Source organism: Arthrobacter sp. H-02-3 (assembly GCF_003097355.1).
In the GTDB taxonomy this organism is placed as follows: domain Bacteria; phylum Actinomycetota; class Actinomycetes; order Actinomycetales; family Micrococcaceae; genus Arthrobacter; species Arthrobacter humicola.
In genome coordinates, this window is sequence record NZ_PYUI01000025.1 from 1 (window position 1) to 17535 (window position 17535).

General features: G+C 67.8%; 9 protein-coding genes and 2 tRNA genes. 8 read left to right on the forward strand and 3 right to left on the reverse strand.

Features of this window, described 5'->3' with window-relative positions; genetic code table 11:
- Nucleotides 1–21 precede the first annotated feature (21 nt).
- Both C9424_RS18595 and C9424_RS18600 read right to left on the reverse strand, forming a co-directional pair.
- Nucleotides 22–558, reverse strand: a complete 537-nt coding sequence (locus C9424_RS18595) for a PadR family transcriptional regulator (RefSeq protein WP_116768353.1) — start codon at nt 556–558, stop codon at nt 22–24.
- 215 nt (nt 559–773) lie between these two features.
- The gene (locus C9424_RS18600) at nt 774–1757 is read right to left on the reverse strand and encodes an NAD(P)H-quinone oxidoreductase (RefSeq protein ID WP_116768354.1); all 984 of its coding nucleotides are present in this window, start codon (nt 1755–1757) and stop codon (nt 774–776) included.
- A gap of 157 nt (nt 1758–1914) precedes the next feature.
- Here C9424_RS18600 and C9424_RS18605 point away from each other — a divergent pair.
- The 5 genes from C9424_RS18605 (at nt 1915) to C9424_RS18625 (ending at nt 10496) form a co-directional block, all read left to right on the forward strand.
- A tRNA-Ser gene (locus C9424_RS18605) sits at nt 1915–2002 on the forward strand.
- Nucleotides 2003–2229: 227 nt separating this feature from the next.
- The gene (locus C9424_RS18610) at nt 2230–3561 is read left to right on the forward strand and encodes a hypothetical protein (protein ID WP_116768355.1); all 1332 of its coding nucleotides are present in this window, start codon (nt 2230–2232) and stop codon (nt 3559–3561) included.
- Nucleotides 3562–3631: 70 nt separating this feature from the next.
- Complete coding sequence (locus tag C9424_RS18615; RefSeq protein ID WP_116768356.1) at nt 3632–4459, forward strand: glycosyl hydrolase; 828 nt, start codon at nt 3632–3634, stop codon at nt 4457–4459.
- 266 nt (nt 4460–4725) lie between these two features.
- On the forward strand, nt 4726–5529 hold the full coding sequence (locus tag C9424_RS18620; protein ID WP_116768357.1) for a VOC family protein: 804 nt from the start codon (nt 4726–4728) through the stop codon (nt 5527–5529).
- A gap of 410 nt (nt 5530–5939) precedes the next feature.
- Nucleotides 5940–10496: an ExeM/NucH family extracellular endonuclease gene (locus C9424_RS18625; RefSeq protein WP_116768358.1), complete on the forward strand. Its 4557-nt coding sequence runs from the start codon at nt 5940–5942 to the stop codon at nt 10494–10496.
- Nucleotides 10497–11059: 563 nt separating this feature from the next.
- Here C9424_RS18625 and C9424_RS18630 read toward each other — a convergent pair.
- The gene (locus C9424_RS18630; protein WP_116768359.1) at nt 11060–13198 is read right to left on the reverse strand and encodes an FAD/NAD(P)-binding protein; all 2139 of its coding nucleotides are present in this window, start codon (nt 13196–13198) and stop codon (nt 11060–11062) included.
- Between the two features lie 85 nt (nt 13199–13283).
- On the opposite strand from C9424_RS18630, the gene C9424_RS18635 reads away from it, so the two are divergent.
- The 3 genes from C9424_RS18635 (at nt 13284) to C9424_RS18645 (ending at nt 17534) form a co-directional block, all read left to right on the forward strand.
- Nucleotides 13284–15572 carry a prolyl oligopeptidase family serine peptidase gene (locus C9424_RS18635; protein ID WP_116768360.1) on the forward strand — a complete coding sequence of 763 codons (2289 nt, stop codon included), beginning with the start codon at nt 13284–13286 and terminating at the stop codon, nt 15570–15572.
- Nucleotides 15573–15716: 144 nt separating this feature from the next.
- Nucleotides 15717–15804: transfer RNA gene (locus C9424_RS18640), tRNA-Ser, on the forward strand.
- A gap of 116 nt (nt 15805–15920) precedes the next feature.
- On the forward strand, nt 15921–17534 hold the full coding sequence (locus C9424_RS18645) for a phytoene desaturase family protein (protein WP_116768361.1): 1614 nt from the start codon (nt 15921–15923) through the stop codon (nt 17532–17534).
- Nucleotide 17535: the final 1 nt, after the last annotated feature.

The following is a 17535-nucleotide window of genomic DNA, read 5'->3' on the forward strand; positions in this document are numbered from 1 at the left end:
GGCTAGGCCGGGGGCGGCGGGCTAGGCCGGGGGGTTGCTGAGCTGCATCAGGCGGGCCTCGCAGAGGTCCAGCCAGCGCACTTCGGCCTCGGTCTGGAAGATGAGCGAGTCCAGCACCAGGACTCTGGCGGTATCGGCCGGGCGCTGGAGGGCGGCGGTGTCGCGCCGGGACTTGGTGTACTCCTGCAGGGCCCGGATGGACACGGCGCGCTGGGCCTGGATGATGGCGCCGACGTCGGTTCCGGGAATCGTCAGACCGAGCGCGAGCTTGATGGCCAGTTCATTCCGGGGCGGATTCGCGCGGGAGACCGGGAGCGCGAACCACTCCCGGACCTCGGTTCGGCCGGCCGGGGTGATGCTGTAGATGATGTGCCCGTCGCCGTCGCCGCCGTCTTTTTGGACGAGTCCGTCGCGTTCCAGCCGGTCTAAGGTGGTGTAGACCTGCCCGATGTTCAGTGGCCAGGATGCTCCCGTGCGGTCCTCGAACTCGGTCCTGAGCTGGTAGCCGTAGCGCGGCCGGTCCTGCAAGAGGGCGAGGAGACTGTGGCGGATAGACATGGCACTCCCGGAGGGCAGGAAACCACACAGCATACACGCGCCCCAAGACGCGTGTATACCGCGTATGGAATTACATTATCGTCATTCATGGACCGACAGCAAAACAGCGCATGCCATTGATGGAATAAGTCGTTGCCGACCTGCGGTTTGACCTGCGGCTTAAGACCCGGCGGGGCCGTGGCGTCTAGTCCACAGAGTCCGCTCCGAGCCCGGCGCTACATGACCAACAGGACTTTGCCGACGTGGTCGCCTGAATCGAAGTAGGTGTGCGCGGCGGCGACCTGGTCCAAGGGGAAGGTCTTGGCCACGAGGGGCCGAATCCTGCCGTCGGTCAGCATCGGCCAGACGGCGTCGCGGACGGCGTTCATGATGACGGTCTTTTCCTCGACCGGTCGGGGACGCAGTGCCGTGGCGATGATGGCCGCCCGTTTGCGCAGCAGCTGCCCCAGGTCCAGTTCCGCTTTCGCTCCGCCCTGCAGCCCGATCACCACCAGACGTCCGTAGTCGGCGAGCGCCTCGATGTTCTGCCCAAGGTACTTGGCGCCGACGACGTCGAGTATGACGTCCGCCCCTTTGCCGCCGTTCTGCGCGCGCAGGCTCGCGGGGAAGTCTTCCTCCGCGTAATTGATGGCGATGTCAGCGCCGAGGAACGCCTTGGCAGTGCTGACCTTCTCCGCGTTTCCGGCTGTCGTGGCCACCCGCGCGCCGATGGCTTTGGCCAGCTGAATGGCCATGGTGCCGATACCGCCGGTGGCTCCGTGGATGAGGACCGTTTCGCCCGGCTGCAGTTGCGCCGTCATGATCAGGTTGGAATAGACGGTGGCCGCGACCTCCGGCAACGATGCCGCAGTGACCAGGTCCACGCCGTCGGGAATCCGCAAAACCTGCCCGGCGGGCACGGCAACCTTCTGGGCGTAGCCGCCGCCGGAGAGCAGCGCCACCACCTTGTCCCCCACCGAGAACGCCTTGGTGACGCCCGGGCCGAAGCCCGCAATCCTGCCGGAGACCTCCAGCCCGGGGATCTCGGAGGCGCCCGGGGGCGGCGGGTAGAACCCCTTGCGCTGCTGGACGTCCGCACGGTTGAGGCCGGCGGCCACGACGTCGATCAGAACCTCGCCGGGGCCGGCCACCGGGGCCTCGACCTCACGGACTTCCAGGACCTCGGGTCCGCCGGGCTCAGAGATATAGACAGCCTTCATGGAGCACTCCCGATTCCTAACTGGCCCCGCGCACCTGCGCCGCGATCGCCAGGTCCGATCAACATCTCTCCCCAGAATATGGCGGGGAGCCATACGCGTCCGCAAGCGCAGCGCGTTTTTTGTGGCAGCCGACTGCCTATGAAAGACTACTCGTTAGGGAAGGTTGTCCGAGCGGCCGATGGAGCTGGTCTTGAAAACCAGTGTGCGGTAACCCCGTACCAAGAGTTCGAATCTCTTACCTTCCGCGAGAGCGCAGAGTCTGCGCGATGCAGTTAGCGCAAAGTTTGCGCGGTTCAGAGGCCGGTTGAGGCAATCGAGAGATTGTCCCAGCCGGCCTCACTCGTCCCCCGGCTCGCTCGTCCGGCATTGCGGCCGAGGGTTTCGCTTTGCATGCCGCAAGATCAGCGCATTCTTTCCGCGTGACTAGCATTCTGATGCCCAAAACGCAAAGCTGGGCGGTACGATCAGCCTCGTGAAGAAGAACACCACCAGCATCACCAGCATCTTTGGCCTCAGCCTTGCGCTGACCTTTGGTGCCATGGCGGTGTCTCCAGCCGCCGGCGCTGCCACCCAAACAACCGCAACCGGCTCCGCAGGCACAGCGGCCCCCTCGCTCACGGCAGCCCCCATGACCAGGGCCGCATACAATGCATCCTTCGTCCTCCTGGCGGCTGACTACCAGGCCGCCGCCCAGCGTTTCGTTGACGCTCAGGCCAGCGAATACGCCTACCAGGCGAGCCTCCGGCCCACCCTGGACAAAGCACTCGCGGCCAAAAAGGCCGACATTGACGCCACCAACGCGGCCTACGACGAAGCGACCGCGGCGCTGAGCAAGGCGAACAGCGCACAACGGCCCGCGCTCGACAGGGCTCTAGCAGCGGAAAAGGCGGCGTACGCCCAGAAAGCCGCAGAGCACATCAAAGCCATGGACGATCTCGCCGCCGCCCAAGACAAAAAGCGGCCCGCCCTGGATGCCGCTATCGCGGCCGAAAACGCTGCCTTCGACCGGAAGACCCGGGCCTACGCCAAAGCCGTCGCCGACCTGACCGAAGCGAATAACCGGGTCAAACCAGCGCTCGAACAAGCCATCGCCAACGAATACGCCAAATACGCCAGCACGAGAGCGGCCTACGACGCGGCAGTATCCAAAGCCAATACGACACTCTCCGCAAAGAAAGTCGCCTACGCCAAGGAATACGCAGCAGCGAAAACCACCGCAGCGAAGGACCTGGCCAAAGCGACGTACGCGAAAGCCACAGCCAGCTACGCCGCTGAAATCGCCGCACTCAAGGCCGCGTACGCCAAAGAGGCCCCCGCCCGGGACACCCGCATCCAGGCGCTCCGCGACGGGTACACCCAATCCAAGGCAGACTACGCAGCCGCGCGAGCCCAGCTGGCGGCACAACGCGACAGCGAATACCGCGCCAAATCCGGCCGCATCGAAGCCCTAAAGAACGCCTACACCCAGTCCAAGGTCGACTACAAGAAGGCCCGGACGCAGCTCAAGAACGCCTACGCCAAGGAAGCCCCCGCCCGGGACGCGCGGGTCGCCGCCCTCAAAGACGGGTACACCAAATCCCAGGCTGACTACAGCCTCAAGCGGGCCCAGCTGGCAGACGCGCACGCCAAGGCCGTGGCCGACTACAAAGCCAGCACCTCTGCGCTCCGCACCAAATACGCCCGGACAGTAGCCGGCAACGGAACCCGGCTGGCGGCCACCGTCACCGCCTTCGCGGCGGCAGGGACGAAATACACCACGGCGCTGGCGCGTCTGCGCGCAAGCTACCCTGCGTACAAAAGCTGACACCTGAAGCGAAAGGCCCATCGAACAGCGGGGCCAAGGCAGAACGCCCCACGACCTGATAAAGGAACCCATGGAACGCCGACACTTTCTCACACTCCCGCTGGCCGCTCTGGCGGTCCCCGGACTGATGGCAGCCGGTGCCGGCTCGGCTAATGCGGCCACTCCTGTCCAGGCTCTCAAAGGCGCATCCAACGGCGGCAGTGACGCCCTGTCATTCAGGCAGATCAAGAGCCTCAACCCCGACTGGTATTACACCTGGCAGGCCACGCGGACCTACACCGGCAAACCCTTCGTCCCGATGATCAAGGACGGCAGGAGACTGCTCCAACAAGATGCGCTCGGCTTTGTGAACCGGGAGCTGAGCCAGACGAAAACCGCCAACCTCCTCGGCTTCAACGAACCCGACCACCCGCTTCAGGCCAATATGTCCGTCGATGAAGCAGTCCGGCTGTGGCCGCTGCTGCAGACGACCGGGCTGCGGCTCGGATCTCCGGCCACGATCAGCCCGGACGCCAAATGGCTGGACCAGTTCATGCTCCGGGTCAAGCGGGAAAACCTGCGCGTCGACTTCATGACCATGCACTGCTACGCCTGGCCGGACACCGCAGACTTCCTCAGGAAGGTTGCCCGCCTCCACGACAAGTACCAGCGCCCCGTCTGGGTCACCGAATACGCCGTCGCAGACTGGAATGTCTCCAAGACCCACAAGAACGAGTTCACCCGCCCGATGGTCGAGAAGTTCATGCGCGAGACCGTCGCGGGCATGCGAAAGCTGCCGTACGTCGAACGGTTCGCGTGGAAGAACCGCCCCATCAACGACCCCCAAATGGGCACGTCTTCGCTGTTCAAACTGGACGGCACGTTGACATCAACGGGCAAGCTCTACGCGTCACTCTAAGCGCGCGTGGTGCGCGTTTGCGGCGGTGCTTGACCGCTTGTTGACCGCGCGGGGAGCACGACGGCGGCCGCAGCGGAGCACGGGTTGAGTGCGGCCACGCGTGCTGCCATTTGCGCCGCGGACAGCCTCCCCATTGAAAGTGTCGGGGCCCCGTCATAGTCTCGCTGTGTCTCCACCAGTTCGTCTCCACCACAACGCCTCCAACACGCACACTAGTCCGGCGGCCGCACGACGATGCCAGTCCGCCACAGAGAGCAGGAGTCCCCATGCCCACACCCGACCACTCCAACGGCGCACCATGCTGGATCGACCTCATGACGTCGGACGCCGAGAAGGCGAAGTCCTTCTACGGCGCACTGTTCGGCTGGACCTTCCAGACCGGCGACGCGGAAAAGTACGGCGGCTACATCACCGCCTCGAAGGACGGAAAGTCCGTGGCCGGCATGATGCAGCAGCGGCCGGACCAGGCAGCCTGGCCCGACATGTGGTCCACGTACCTGCGGTCTGAGGACGCCGCGGCCACGGTCGAGGCTGCGACGGAGCACGGCGGGCAGGTCTATATGGAGCCCATGGAAGTTCCCGAGCAGGGCAGCATGGCCATGATCGCGGACGCCACAGGCGCGTCGATTGGCGTGTGGCAGCCGGCCGAGATGAAGGGCTTTGAGCTGGCGGCCGAACCGGGCGCGCCGGCCTGGCATGAGCTCCACACCAAGGACTACGCCACTGCAGTCAAGTTCTATCAGGACGTGTTCGGCTGGGACACCGACGTCATGAGCGACACCCCGGAATTCCGCTACACCACGCTGGGCGCGGGCCCGGCGGCCAAGGCGGGCATCATGGACGCTTCGGCCTACCTGCCCGCCGAGGTTCCCTCCAATTGGCAGGTCTACTTCGCCGTGGAAGACACGGACGCCACGGTTGCCCAGGCCGTCTCCCTCGGCGCCACGGTGATCCAAGAGGCGGAGGACACCCCCTTCGGCCGGCTCGCGACGCTGACCGACCCCACCGGCGCGATGTTCAAGATCGTGGCTGACACCAGCCAGGGAGGCCAGCCCGCCGCGGACGCGTAGCCCCGGAGCCCGGGACCGCTAGCCCCGGCCTCCCCGACAGGCAGGGCCGAAAGGCCTCAGCCACCTAATTACAAAAATTGTTGGAAGAAATACCGGCCAGTCCCTTCCCCGAGGGCTACTGGCCGGTATTCTGCTGTGGAGCGCCCGGTGGAGGCACCCGGACACCGCTCACCTGCATCATCAGTCACCGCTGCCCGGGGCTTTCGAGCCGCTCCGGGAAGGCTGCGGCGCGTCTCGCTGGGGGACGTCCCGCCGAATGCACGTTTAATCCATACGTTGTTCATTCACCCCTGTTTGGATGGGCCCGGCACGACTTGACCAGGAGTTCAGGCCGGCCACTGTCCGCTGCACCCGGCGGACGCACTGCACCCTGCCCTTTACCCGGGGCACCCTAATGAGAGTTAGAGCGGATGAAACAAACACCCTGGAAATCAGTGCTGGGCACAGCCCTGTCGGCGGCGCTCATAGCGGCTCCGCTAGCGGCAGCCCCGGCACATGCCGTGGAGGCTTCCCCGGCGGCAACCGGAACCTCACCGGTGGTCATCAACGAGGCCTACCTCAGCGGCGGCAGCACCGGCGCCGCCTTCAAGAACAAATTCGTCGAGCTCTACAACAGCTCCGACGCGCCCGTTTCGCTGGACGGCTGGTCCCTCCAGTACCGCTCCGCCACAGGCACGGGAGCGCCGAGCTCGGTTGCAGCCCTGAGCGGCAGCATCCCCGCCCAGGGGTACTACCTCCTCAAGGGCGGCAGCAACGGCACCGCCGGCGCGGACCTCCCGGCCGCGGACACCACCGCCACCGGGTTCAACCCGGCCGGGGGCGGCGGCACGATCGTGCTGGCCAAACAGTCCACCGCACTCAACCCGCTGCCGACCGGCTCGGTCATTGAACCGGCCAACGTCGCGGACGTGCTCGGCTACGGCACGTCGAACACCTTCGAGACCCAGGCGGCCGCGGCGCCGTCGGGCAATACCGACGTCAAGAGCCTGAACCGCAGCAACGGCGCGGACACCAACAACAACTCCGCCGACCTCGCGCTCAACGCAGCCATCACACCGAAGGCTGCCAACGGCACCGCAGATCCCGGCCCCGTCGACCCGCCCGCGGACCCCGGCACGCCTCCGGCCACCAAGACCATCGCCGAAATCCAGGGCACCGGCGCGGCCAGCCCGCTGGCCGGGTCCACGGTCACGACGCGCGGTAGGGTCACCGCGACGTTCCCCACCGGCGGTTTCGCCGGCTACTACGTCCAGACCGCCGGCACCGGCGGCGATCTCACGCCGGCCAACCACACGGCGTCGGACGCTGTGTTCGTCTACTCGCCCTCCACGGTGGACTCCGTCAGGATCGGTGACTACGTCGAGCTCACCGGCGCCGTCAGCGAATTCTTCGGAATGACCCAGCTGACCGTTGCCGCGGCAGCCGATCTGAAGAAGCTCACCGATGCCGCCCCGGAGGTCAAGGCCACCGGCTTCGCCCTCCCGGCCGACGAGGCGTTCCGTGAGTCCCTCGAAGGCATGCTGCTCACCCCTCAGGGACCGGTCACCGTGGCGGACAACTTCTCGCTGAACCAGTACGGCGAGATCGGCCTGGCCGGCGGAACCACCGCGCTGGAGCAGCCCACCGCCGTCGCGCCGTTCGGCTCCGCAGAATACACCGCCGCTGTAGCGGCAAATGCCGCCCGCGGCATCAAGCTCGACGACGGCGCCACCACGAACTTCCTCAAGGACGCCGCCACGAAGGCCCAGGTGCTCCCGTACCTGACCACGGACGACCACGTCCGGGTCGGCGCGCCGGTGACGTTCAAAACCAATGTGGTGCTCAGCTACGCGAACAACGCCTGGAAGTTCCAGCCCCTGACACAGCTCACGGCCGCCAACGCGGACACCGTGCAGCCGGCAAGCTTCGGCGCCACCCGCGCGGACTCCCCGGCGGCCGTCGGCGGCAACCTCAAGATCGCCTCCTTCAACGTGCTGAACTACTTTCCCACCACCGGCGACACGATCTCCGGCTGTAAGTTCTACAACGACCGGGCGGGCAACCCCATCACCGTCAGCGGCGGCTGCGACGTCCGCGGCGCCGCGAATGCGGAGAACTTCAAGCGGCAGCAGGACAAGATCGTCGCCGCCATCGCCAAGTCCGGGGCCGACGTCGTCACGCTGATGGAGGTCGAAAACTCGGCCCAGTTCGGCAAGAACCGCGACGACGCCCTCGCCAGGCTCGTCGACGCCCTGAACATCGCCACGCCCGGGATCTGGGACTACGTCCGCACGCCCGCCAACGCACCCCCGCTGGCCGATGAGGACATGATCCGCACCGCGTTTATCTTCAAAAAGGCCACCGCCGAGCCGGTGGGCGAGTCCATCATCCACAATGACACCGTCGCATTCGCCAGCGCCCGCAAGCCGCTGGCCCAGGTCTTCAAGCCCGTCGGAGCCTCGGATGACAAGAAGTTCATCGCGATCGCCAACCACTTCAAGTCCAAGGGTTCCGCCGCCACACCGGATGACACCGACAAGGGCCAGGGCGCCTCGAACGTAGCCCGCACCGCCCAGGCGCAGTCCCTGCTGGCGTTCTCGGATGAACTGCAGAAGTCCAAGGGCACGGACAAGGTCTTCCTGATCGGCGACTTCAACTCCTACGCCAAGGAGGACCCGATCAACGTCCTCACAGGCGCCGGCTACGTCAACCAGGATGAGAAGGCAAAGAACGCCGACGGCTCCGCCAAGCATTCCTACCTCTTCGGCGGCCTCGTGGGTTCGTTGGACCACATCCTCGCCTCCCCCGCAGCCAACGCCGCGGTCACGGGCGCCGACATCTGGAACATCAACTCCGTGGAGTCCGTGGCGCTGGAGTACAGCCGCTACAACAACAACGTCACCGACTACTACACGCCGGACCAGTTCCGGGCGAGCGATCACGATCCGGTGGTGGTGGGCCTGAACTTGCCCGTCACCCCGGCCAGCGTTGAGCTGAACTTCCTGGGCATCAACGATTTCCACGGCCGCATCGATTCCAACACCGTGTTCTTCGCGGGGACCATCGAGAAGCTTCGCGCCGCCGCCGCGCCGGGCGCGACGGCGTTCATTTCGGCCGGCGACAACATCGGTGCCTCGCTGTTCGCCTCCGCGACCGCCAAGGACCAGCCGACCATCGACGTGCTGAACGCGCTGGACCTGCGCACCTCCGCGGTGGGCAACCACGAGTTCGACGGCGGCTGGGCGGACCTGCGCGACCGCGTCAGCGCCAGCGGAACCAACGCGAAATTCCCGTACCTGGGCGCCAACGTCTATGCCAAGGGCACCACCACGCCGGTTCTGCCGGAGTACACGGTCCTGGACATGAACGGCGTCAAGGTCGCCGTGATCGGCACCGTGACCCAGGAAGTGCCCTCGCTCGTCACGCCGTCGGGCATCGCGGACCTGGAGTTCGGGGATCCCGTCGAGGCCATCAACCGGGTCGCGGCAAAGATCAAGGCGGACAAGCTCGCCGACGTCATCATCGTGGAGAACCACGACGGCGCCGGGTCCGGTGCGCCTGAGGGCGCCACCCTGGAACAGGAAGTCGCCGCCGGCGGCCCCTTCGCCAAGATGGTCCAGAAGGTCACCCCGGATGTTGCCGCGATCTTCAACGGCCACACCCACAAGCAGTACGCCTGGGACGCGCCGGTCCTGGATTCGGCGGGCCAGCCCACCGGCAGGTCCCGCCCGATCGTCCAGACCGGAAACTACGGCGAGTTCATCGGCCAGATCCAGCTCACCGTCGACACCAAGACCATGTCGGTGACCGGCTACAAGGCCGGCAACGTCCAGCGCACCACGAGTGCCGCGCAGCCTGCAGCGGACCTCGTGGCCCAGTACCCGCGGGTCGCCGCCGTCAAGACCATCGTGGACAAGGCCCTGGCCGACGCCGCCGTGGTGGGCAACCAGCCTGTCGGCAAGGTCACCGCGGATATCACGACGGCATTTGGCGGCTCCCCGGCCGTGCGCGATGACCGGGCCAGCGAGTCCACGCTCGGCAACCTGGTGGCCGACTCCCTCGTGGATGCGCTGAAGGCGCCGGAACTCGGCGCCGCAGAAATCGGCGTCGTCAATCCGGGCGGTCTGCGCAACGAGCTGTACTACGCGCCCGACGGCACCATCACGTACGCCGAGGCCAACGCGGTGCTGCCGTTCGTGAACAATCTGTGGACCACGTCCCTGACGGGCGCGCAGTTCAAGACGCTGCTGGAGCAGCAGTGGCAGACCAACCCGGACGGCACGGTTCCCAGCCGTGCGTACCAGCAGCTGGGCCTGTCCAAGAACGTGAACTACACCTACGACGCCGCTCGCGCCGCCGGTGACCGGATCACCTCGATCCGGGTCAACGGTGTGCTGGTCGACCCGGCGAAGTCCTACCGAATCGGGACGTTCAACTTCCTGGCCACCGGCGGCGACAACTTCCGCATCTTCAAGGAAGGTGCCGGCACCAAGGACTCCGGGCTGGTGGACCGCGACGCCTGGATCGCCTACCTGCAGGGCCATAACCCCGTTTCGCCGGACTTCGCCCGCCGCTCCGTGGCGGTCGTGAACACGACGGCGGCGGAGGTCAAGGGCGGGGACTCCGTCACCCTGGCGGTTTCGAAGCTGGACCTCACCTCGCTGGGCAGCCCGGTGAATACCTCGCTGCGCGCCGAATTTACGGATGCTGCAGGTGCCGTGACGTCCCTTGGCTCAGTTCCGGTGTCCGCCGGCGCCGCCACGGTGGACGTGAAGGTTCCTGCAGCCGCGGCTGCCGGCACGGGCACCCTGGTGCTCACCGCCGTCGAATCCGGCACTGTGGTGAAGACTGCGGTGCTGATCGCGGCCAGCACCCCCGTCCCGCCGAAGTGCGTCCCGCCGGTCAAGCCGACGCGGCCCGCGGACGTCGTGGGCCAGGTGAACTACGGGACAGCCATGGCCGCCTACCGGAAGTGCCTCAAGGGCTGATCCGTGGCCCGGGCTTCCGTAGCCCGGGGCACGTAGCCCCGTTCTCGTAGTTCCCGCAGCAGTGAGCATGCCCTCCCCTGGCCCGCAGCAGTGGACATAGGCACCAAGAGTCCACCGCCCGGCGCCACGGGAGGGCATGCCCATTTGTCGAGGTGTCGGGGCGGAACCCAAGGAGCCAGGATGCCGCGGCCACATCACGGGACATGCTCAGCCCTAAGCCTCAGGACTGGACATAAGCACCAAGAGTCCACCGCCCGGCGCCACGGGAGGGCATGTCCATTTGTCGAGGTGTCGGGGTGGAACCCAAGGAGCCAGGATGCCGCGGCCACATCACGGGACATGCTCAGCCCTAAGCCTCAGGACTGGACATAAGCACCAAGAGCCCACCGCCGGGCCCCACGGGAGGGCATGCTCATTTTTCACGGCCCGCCACAACACGGGACATGCCCAGCCCTAAGCCTCAGGACTGGTCATAAGCACCAAGAGTCCACCGCCGCGCCCCACGGGAGGGCATGTCCACTTTTCACAGGGGCGGATACGGGCCAGAGACGTGCAGCTGCGTGTCAGCGGCCCAGGATGTCCCGGGCGATCTCGTCGGCGTCGCGCAGGGTGCGCTGCCCGCTGCGGTAGACGGGGCCCGACGCCGGCCGGGCCTCGGCGGCGATTGCCGTGCCCCATTGCGCGGCGGAGAGCTGGAGCCCGAGCACGTAGATTCCCTCCGTCACGGACCCGTTGGCCCCGAGCGGCCGATACGGATGCGGGACGACGTCCAGTCCCGAGGCCTGTACCGGGGTCCCCTCCACGCTCATCATGAGGCGCGGCCGCACCAGCCCCTCGGCCAGCAATTGCTCCAGCAGGGGCGAGGCGTTCACGGCCACCCGGTTGGCCGGCGCAAGCGCCTCGATCATCGCCGACGCCGCCACGGAGCCCGCAGCGGAGTCGCCCGCCACGGCGGCCCCCAAGCCAGCACCGCCCGAGGCGGTCCCCAGGCCGGCACCGCCCGTCCCGGAGCTCGCGCCGGCACCCCCCGCGCCGCCCAGAACACCGCCGGACCCGCCGTCGACGCTTTCATCGGTGCCGAAGCCCACCCAGGGCGACGCCGCGATGAACGTCCGGGCGCGGCGGTCCACGCCGAACTTGGGGTCCGGGCCCACGAAGCGGACAACCCCCGCGCGGGCCAGGGCCGCGAGCTGCGCGGCACGCAGCGCCGGCGGACCGCTCGCCAGGCCTTCCACGAAAGATTCGAACCAGCCGCGCAGGCCCGCGACCCACGATTCGTCCGTGATGCCACTGTCGGCCACAGCAGTCTTGAGCACCGCCCGGCCGTGGTGCAGGGCGCCGATGGCCATCTTCACGGCGTCGTTCTCGCCGAGCGCCGAACGCCGGGCGTCGTCGAGCAGATAGTCCACGACGGCGGCATCCAGTTCAGCCCGGGAGCCAAACGAGCGCCCGGCCAGGGGAGCTGCGAGGCCGAGCAAGTCCAGGCGGTGGGCTGCCCGGACATGGATGGCGATCACGGATTCCATGGTGTTTTCCCACTTGCCGGTCGAATGCGCGTGCGGCCGCAGCGACTCGTCCAGGGCGCGCAGGAACTCGGCCGGATCGGTCAGGACCGCACCGGGCTGCGAGCGCGCGAGCGTCGAGTAGTAGGCCCAGATCGCGTCGCGGTGCAGGAGCGGCCAGAGGTCAAAGTCGAAGGACGGCCGGATACCGGACTCGGCGAACTTCGCGATCGCGTCCTCGGTGCAGTACCGCAGCTGGACCGAGCCCGGGTAGTAGCCGGTGAGCGTGGCCTTGGCCCGGTAGGGAGTCCCGCGGCGTGAGGCGGCGATGATGAGAGGTTCGCGGCCGGACGGCACGTATGTCAGTTCGGCGTTGTCCTCCGCGGCCAGGAACCGCCCGCCGCGCCCTTCCGTCAGCTGTCCCATCACGTCAAAGAAGTTCAGGCCCATACCGCGCACGAGGACTGGTTCACCGGCCGGCACCACGGACCAGTCGACGTCGGCGGGCGCCGCCGGCGGCAGGTACAGGAGGCCGAGCTCCTCCGCCGCGGTGAGCAGCTCCCGCTGTTCGGCGTTCAACCGCGCGTCCAGATGGCCCAGGGCCAACACCACGGAGTCGACGATGAGCACCGTGCCGTCGTCGAGGACGACGTCGAACCGCACCGCAGAATCCTGTGCGGCAACAGGGTCAGCAGCCGCCGGGTCAGCGCCCGCTGCAGCCGCGTGACGCACGGAGGTCGCCGTCGCCGGGTGGAAGTCCACGGTGACGCCGGCCGGGAGCCGGGTGAGCAGCTCCTCGAGGGTGCAGCGCAGGTAACGGCCGTACAGGGCCCGGCTGGGGAAGTCCGCCTGGCCGAGCCCGGATACCTCGGCGAGCTCCGCGTCCGTCAGCGACGGATCCGGCTGGCGTTGCTGGAGGTCACGCCACTGGTCAAAGGTGCGCCCGGCCACGGGCGCGGCGAGCGCCGGGTCTTCCGGGATGACCGTGGGATAGAACGATTGCGTGTTCATCAGGTACAGCCGCGACTGCCCGGGCTGCCAGACATGCCCGGGCCCGGCAGGGTACGGGTCAATCACGTCGATGTGCAGGGTTCCGGCGGGGCCGGCGGCGGCCCAGTTGGCGAGGAGCCGCTCCAGCACGCTCGTGCCCCGGGGACCGGCGCCTATCACTGCCGTCCGGATGCTTCGCGATATGCCCACGGCATCCAGCGTATCGGCAACCCGGCCGCGGGCCGGACCCGCCGCGTGACTTGCTACTGCCGCACCGATGTTCTTGGATGGAAAAATGACCGCCACAGAAGCTGATCACCCGTCCGCGTCCGGCCAAGCCGCCGGCGCCGCCCCGGCTGCAGGGACTGCACCCGAACCAATCGACGAGAACATCTGGCTCGAGGACGTCTACGGCCAGGAGCAGTTGGCGTGGGTCCGTGAGCAAAATGCCCGCACCGAAGAACTCCTCGAGGATGCCGACTACACCGAGCTGGAAAACAGAATCCTGGAGGTCCTCGACTCCACCGACCGGATCCCCATGGTGGGCAAGCACGGCGAGTGGTACTACAACTTCTGGAAGGACCGGGACAACCCCAAGGGACTGTGGCGGCGGACCGGCTGGGACAGCTACCGGTCCGGGACCCCCGCATGGGACGTCCTGTTGGATGTCGATGCCCTCGCCGCCGCCGAAGGCCAGGATTGGGTCTTCCACGGCGCCAACTTCCTCCGCCCTGCCCCGGGCGAACCGCACCGTCGGGCGCTGCTGGCCTTCTCTCCCGACGGCGGGGACGCGAACCGCTACCGGGAGTTCGACGTCGAGGCGCGCGGCTTCGTGGATCCGGCGGACGGCGGCTTCGACCTCCCGACCGGCAAGGGCAACGCCTCCTGGCTGGACGCGGACACCTTGCTTGTCGCCACCACGGCCGACGGCCTGCCGCGGACCACCTCCTCCTACGCCCGGACCGGGGTGAAGCTGCGCCGGGGCGAATCCCTCACACAGGCCGAGAAGCTCTTCGACATCCCCGAGGACCACATGATGGCGATCGTGGCCCATGACTCCACGCCGGGCTTCGAACGCACGTTTGCGGTCGACTGGATCAGTTTCTTCGAAAAGAACACCTCCGTGCTGCGCGACGGCCAGTGGGTGCAGATCGACGTGCCCGCGGACGTGAACTTGAGCTCGCACCGCGAATGGCTGCTGTTCCGGCCGCAGCGCGACTGGACGGTCAACGGCACCACATATCCCGCGGGTTCCCTCCTCGCGGCCGGCTTCGAGGACTTCCTCGCCGGCAGCCGGGACCTGGCCGTGCTCTTCTCGCCCGATCCGCACACCTCCCTGCAGTCTTGGAGCTGGACGCGGGACTTCCTGCTGCTGAATCTGCTTCGGGACGTGTCCTCGGAGATCCATGTCCTGGATCCGCGGCGCCCGGGAACGGACTCGGCATGGGAGGCCACCGTCCTGGACGCCTGCCCGCCCTTGCACGACGTCAACGCCTTCGCAGTTGACGACGAAGACGACGCCGAAGGCACGGACGACGACGGCACCGGCGGCGCCGCCTCGGTGTCCGAGGGCGAGTCGCCCGGCGCCGGGAATGACTTCTGGCTCATCGCCACCGGTTTCACGACCCCCACCACCCTGACCCGGGGAACACTCACCCGCGGCGGTGACTCCGGCGCAGGCGCAACCAGCACGCACGAGGTGATCCGGACCTCGCCGTCGTTCTTCAACGAGGCGGACTACGAAGTCCAGCAGCACTTCGCCGTCTCCAAGGACGGCACTAGGATCCCCTACTTCCAGGTGGGCTCCAAGGACCTGGTCCTGGACGGCCAGAACCCCACCCAGCTGTCCGGCTACGGGGGCTTCGAGATCTCGCGGACCCCGGCCTACAGCGGGGCGGTCGGCCGGGCCTGGCTGGAACGGCGCACCGCGGCGTCCACCGGCGCTGAGGGCGGGGCCCCGCACCGCCGGGGCGGCGTCTACGTGGTGGCGAACATCCGCGGCGGCGGCGAATACGGGCCGTCCTGGCACCGCGCCGCACTGCAGGGCAACCGCCACCGCGCCTATGAGGACTTCGCCGCCGTGGCGAAGGACCTGATCTCCCGCGGTGTCACGTCCCGCGAGCGGCTCGGCTGCGTGGGAGGCTCCAACGGCGGGCTGCTGGTGGGCAACATGCTCACGCAGTATCCGGAACTGTTCGGCGCCGTGTCCTGCGGGGTCCCGCTCCTGGACATGCGCCGGTACACCAAACTCTCCGCGGGCTACTCCTGGATCGGCGAATACGGCGACCCTGACGACCCGGAACAGTGGGAGTCCATCAAGACGTTCTCGCCCTACCATCTGCTCAAGGACGGGGTGGACTACCCCGAGACGTTCATCTGGACGGCGACCTCCGATGACCGGGTGGGGCCGGTCCAGGCCCGGAAGATGGCGGCGCGCATGCAGGCCATGGGCATCCCGAACGTCTGGTTCCATGAGGCCCTGGAGGGCGGTCACGCGGGCGCGTCCGACAACCGGCAGGCCGCGGCCCTGCAAAGCCGGAGTCAGCATTTCCTGTGGCGTGCCCTGGCCGGCCGGGAGGCCTGATCCCGCACTCCCGTTAGCGACAAGCAACGCGGGGTCACATCCGGCCCATCATGGGCCGTAGGTGATCCCGCGTTGTCCTGGACCGGCCGTTTTGCACTGTGTGGCACCTTCTGCGTATCCTTGGTTGGCTAGTTAATAGCAATTGGAGACGTGCCAGAGCGGCCGAATGGGCTTCACTGCTAATGAAGTGTGGGGCACAACTCCACCGGGGGTTCAAATCCCCCCGTCTCCGCGTTTGGCCCCGGTCCCTGACCGGGGCCTTTTGCGTTCCTTAGGACAGATGGGGGCACCCGTCCGGTGGCCGGACGCCGCGCGCCCGACGGCGGATCCGGATGGCAGGATAGGCCCATGTCGAGCAACACGGAATTTGACGTGATCATCGTCGGCGGCGGCCACAACGGCCTTGCCGCGGCGGCGTATCTGGCCAGGGCCGGGCGGGACGTCCTGGTCTTGGAAAAGCTGGAGCACGCCGGCGGCGCCGCGGTCTCAGCGCACGCGTTCGACGGCGTCGATGCCCGCCTTTCGCGCTACTCGTACCTCGTGAGCCTCCTCCCGCAGCAAATCATCGACGACCTCGGCCTGCGCATCGAACTGGCGCGGCGGCGCTATTCCTCCTATACCCCGGACCCCCGGGACAGCGGCCGGGCTCTGCTGGTGGACAACGAGGACGCGGCCGCCACCGCGGCGTCCTTCGCCGCCGTAGGCGCGCCCGACGGCGAATTCGGCGCCTTCACCGCGTTCTACGCCGCCTGCCGGAAGCTCACGGAAGCCCTCTGGCCCACCATGACCGCGCCGCTGCTGCCGCGGTCCGAAGCGCGGTCCCTCGCCGCCCGGGCCGGGGCGTCCGCGGCCTGGGAGGCCATGATCGAACGTCCCATCGGAGATGCCATCAGCCGGGACCTGCACAGCGACCTGGTCCGCGGCGTGGTCCTCACCGACGCGCTGATCGGCACCTTCGCCCGGGCCGACGACGAGGACCTGCAGCAGAACATCTGTTTCCTGTACCACCTGATCGGCGGCGGGACGGGCGATTGGGACGTGCCGGTCGGCGGCATGGGCGCCGTGTCCGGTGAGCTGGAGCGGGCGGCCCGCCACGCCGGCGCGACCATCCTGACCTCGGCGGACGTCACGGCCGTCCGGCCAGGCGGCGTCGTGGTCTACCGCCGCGGCGGGCAGGACCACACGGCAACGGCGCGGTGGATCCTCTCCAATGTGGCACCGGTGGTCCTGGACCGGCTCCGGGACAGCGGAACCCGCACCGGCACCGACAACCCGAACCATCGCCGCGAGGGCGCACAGGTCAAGGTCAACCTCCTGCTCAAACGGCTCCCCCGGCTGCTGGACGGGTCCGTCAGCCCGGAGGCGGCCTTCGGCGGGACGTTCCACATCAACGAGACGTGGTCCCAGCTCGACGCCGCCTACCTCAGCGCCGCGGGCGGATCCGTGCCCTCGCCGCTGCCATGCGAAATCTACTGCCATTCGCTGACCGACCCCAGCATCCTGTCCCCGGAACTGCAGGCCGCAGGTGCCCAGACGCTGACGGTCTTCGGGCTGCACGTCCCGGACCGGCTGGTCACGGCCGAGAACAACGAGGACCGGCGGGCCGAACTGCAGTCCGCCGTCCTGGCCTCCCTGAACTCCGTCCTGGCTGAACCCATAGAGGATCTGCTCCTGACGGGTCCGGACGGTCGCCCCTGCATCGAAACCAAGACCACCCTGGATATCGAACGCGCCGTCGGCATGCCCCGGGGCAACATCTTCCACGGCGGGCTCGACTGGCCGTTCGTGGAAGACGGCGACCCGCTAGACACGCCGGCGCGCCGCTGGGGCGTGGCCACGGACGATCCGCAGATCCTGCTCTGCGGCTCCGGCGCCCGCCGCGGCGGTGCCGTCAGCGCGATCGGCGGGCACAACGCCGCCATGGCCGTGCTGGAAGCCGAACAGCCGCTCCGCCATGCGTGAA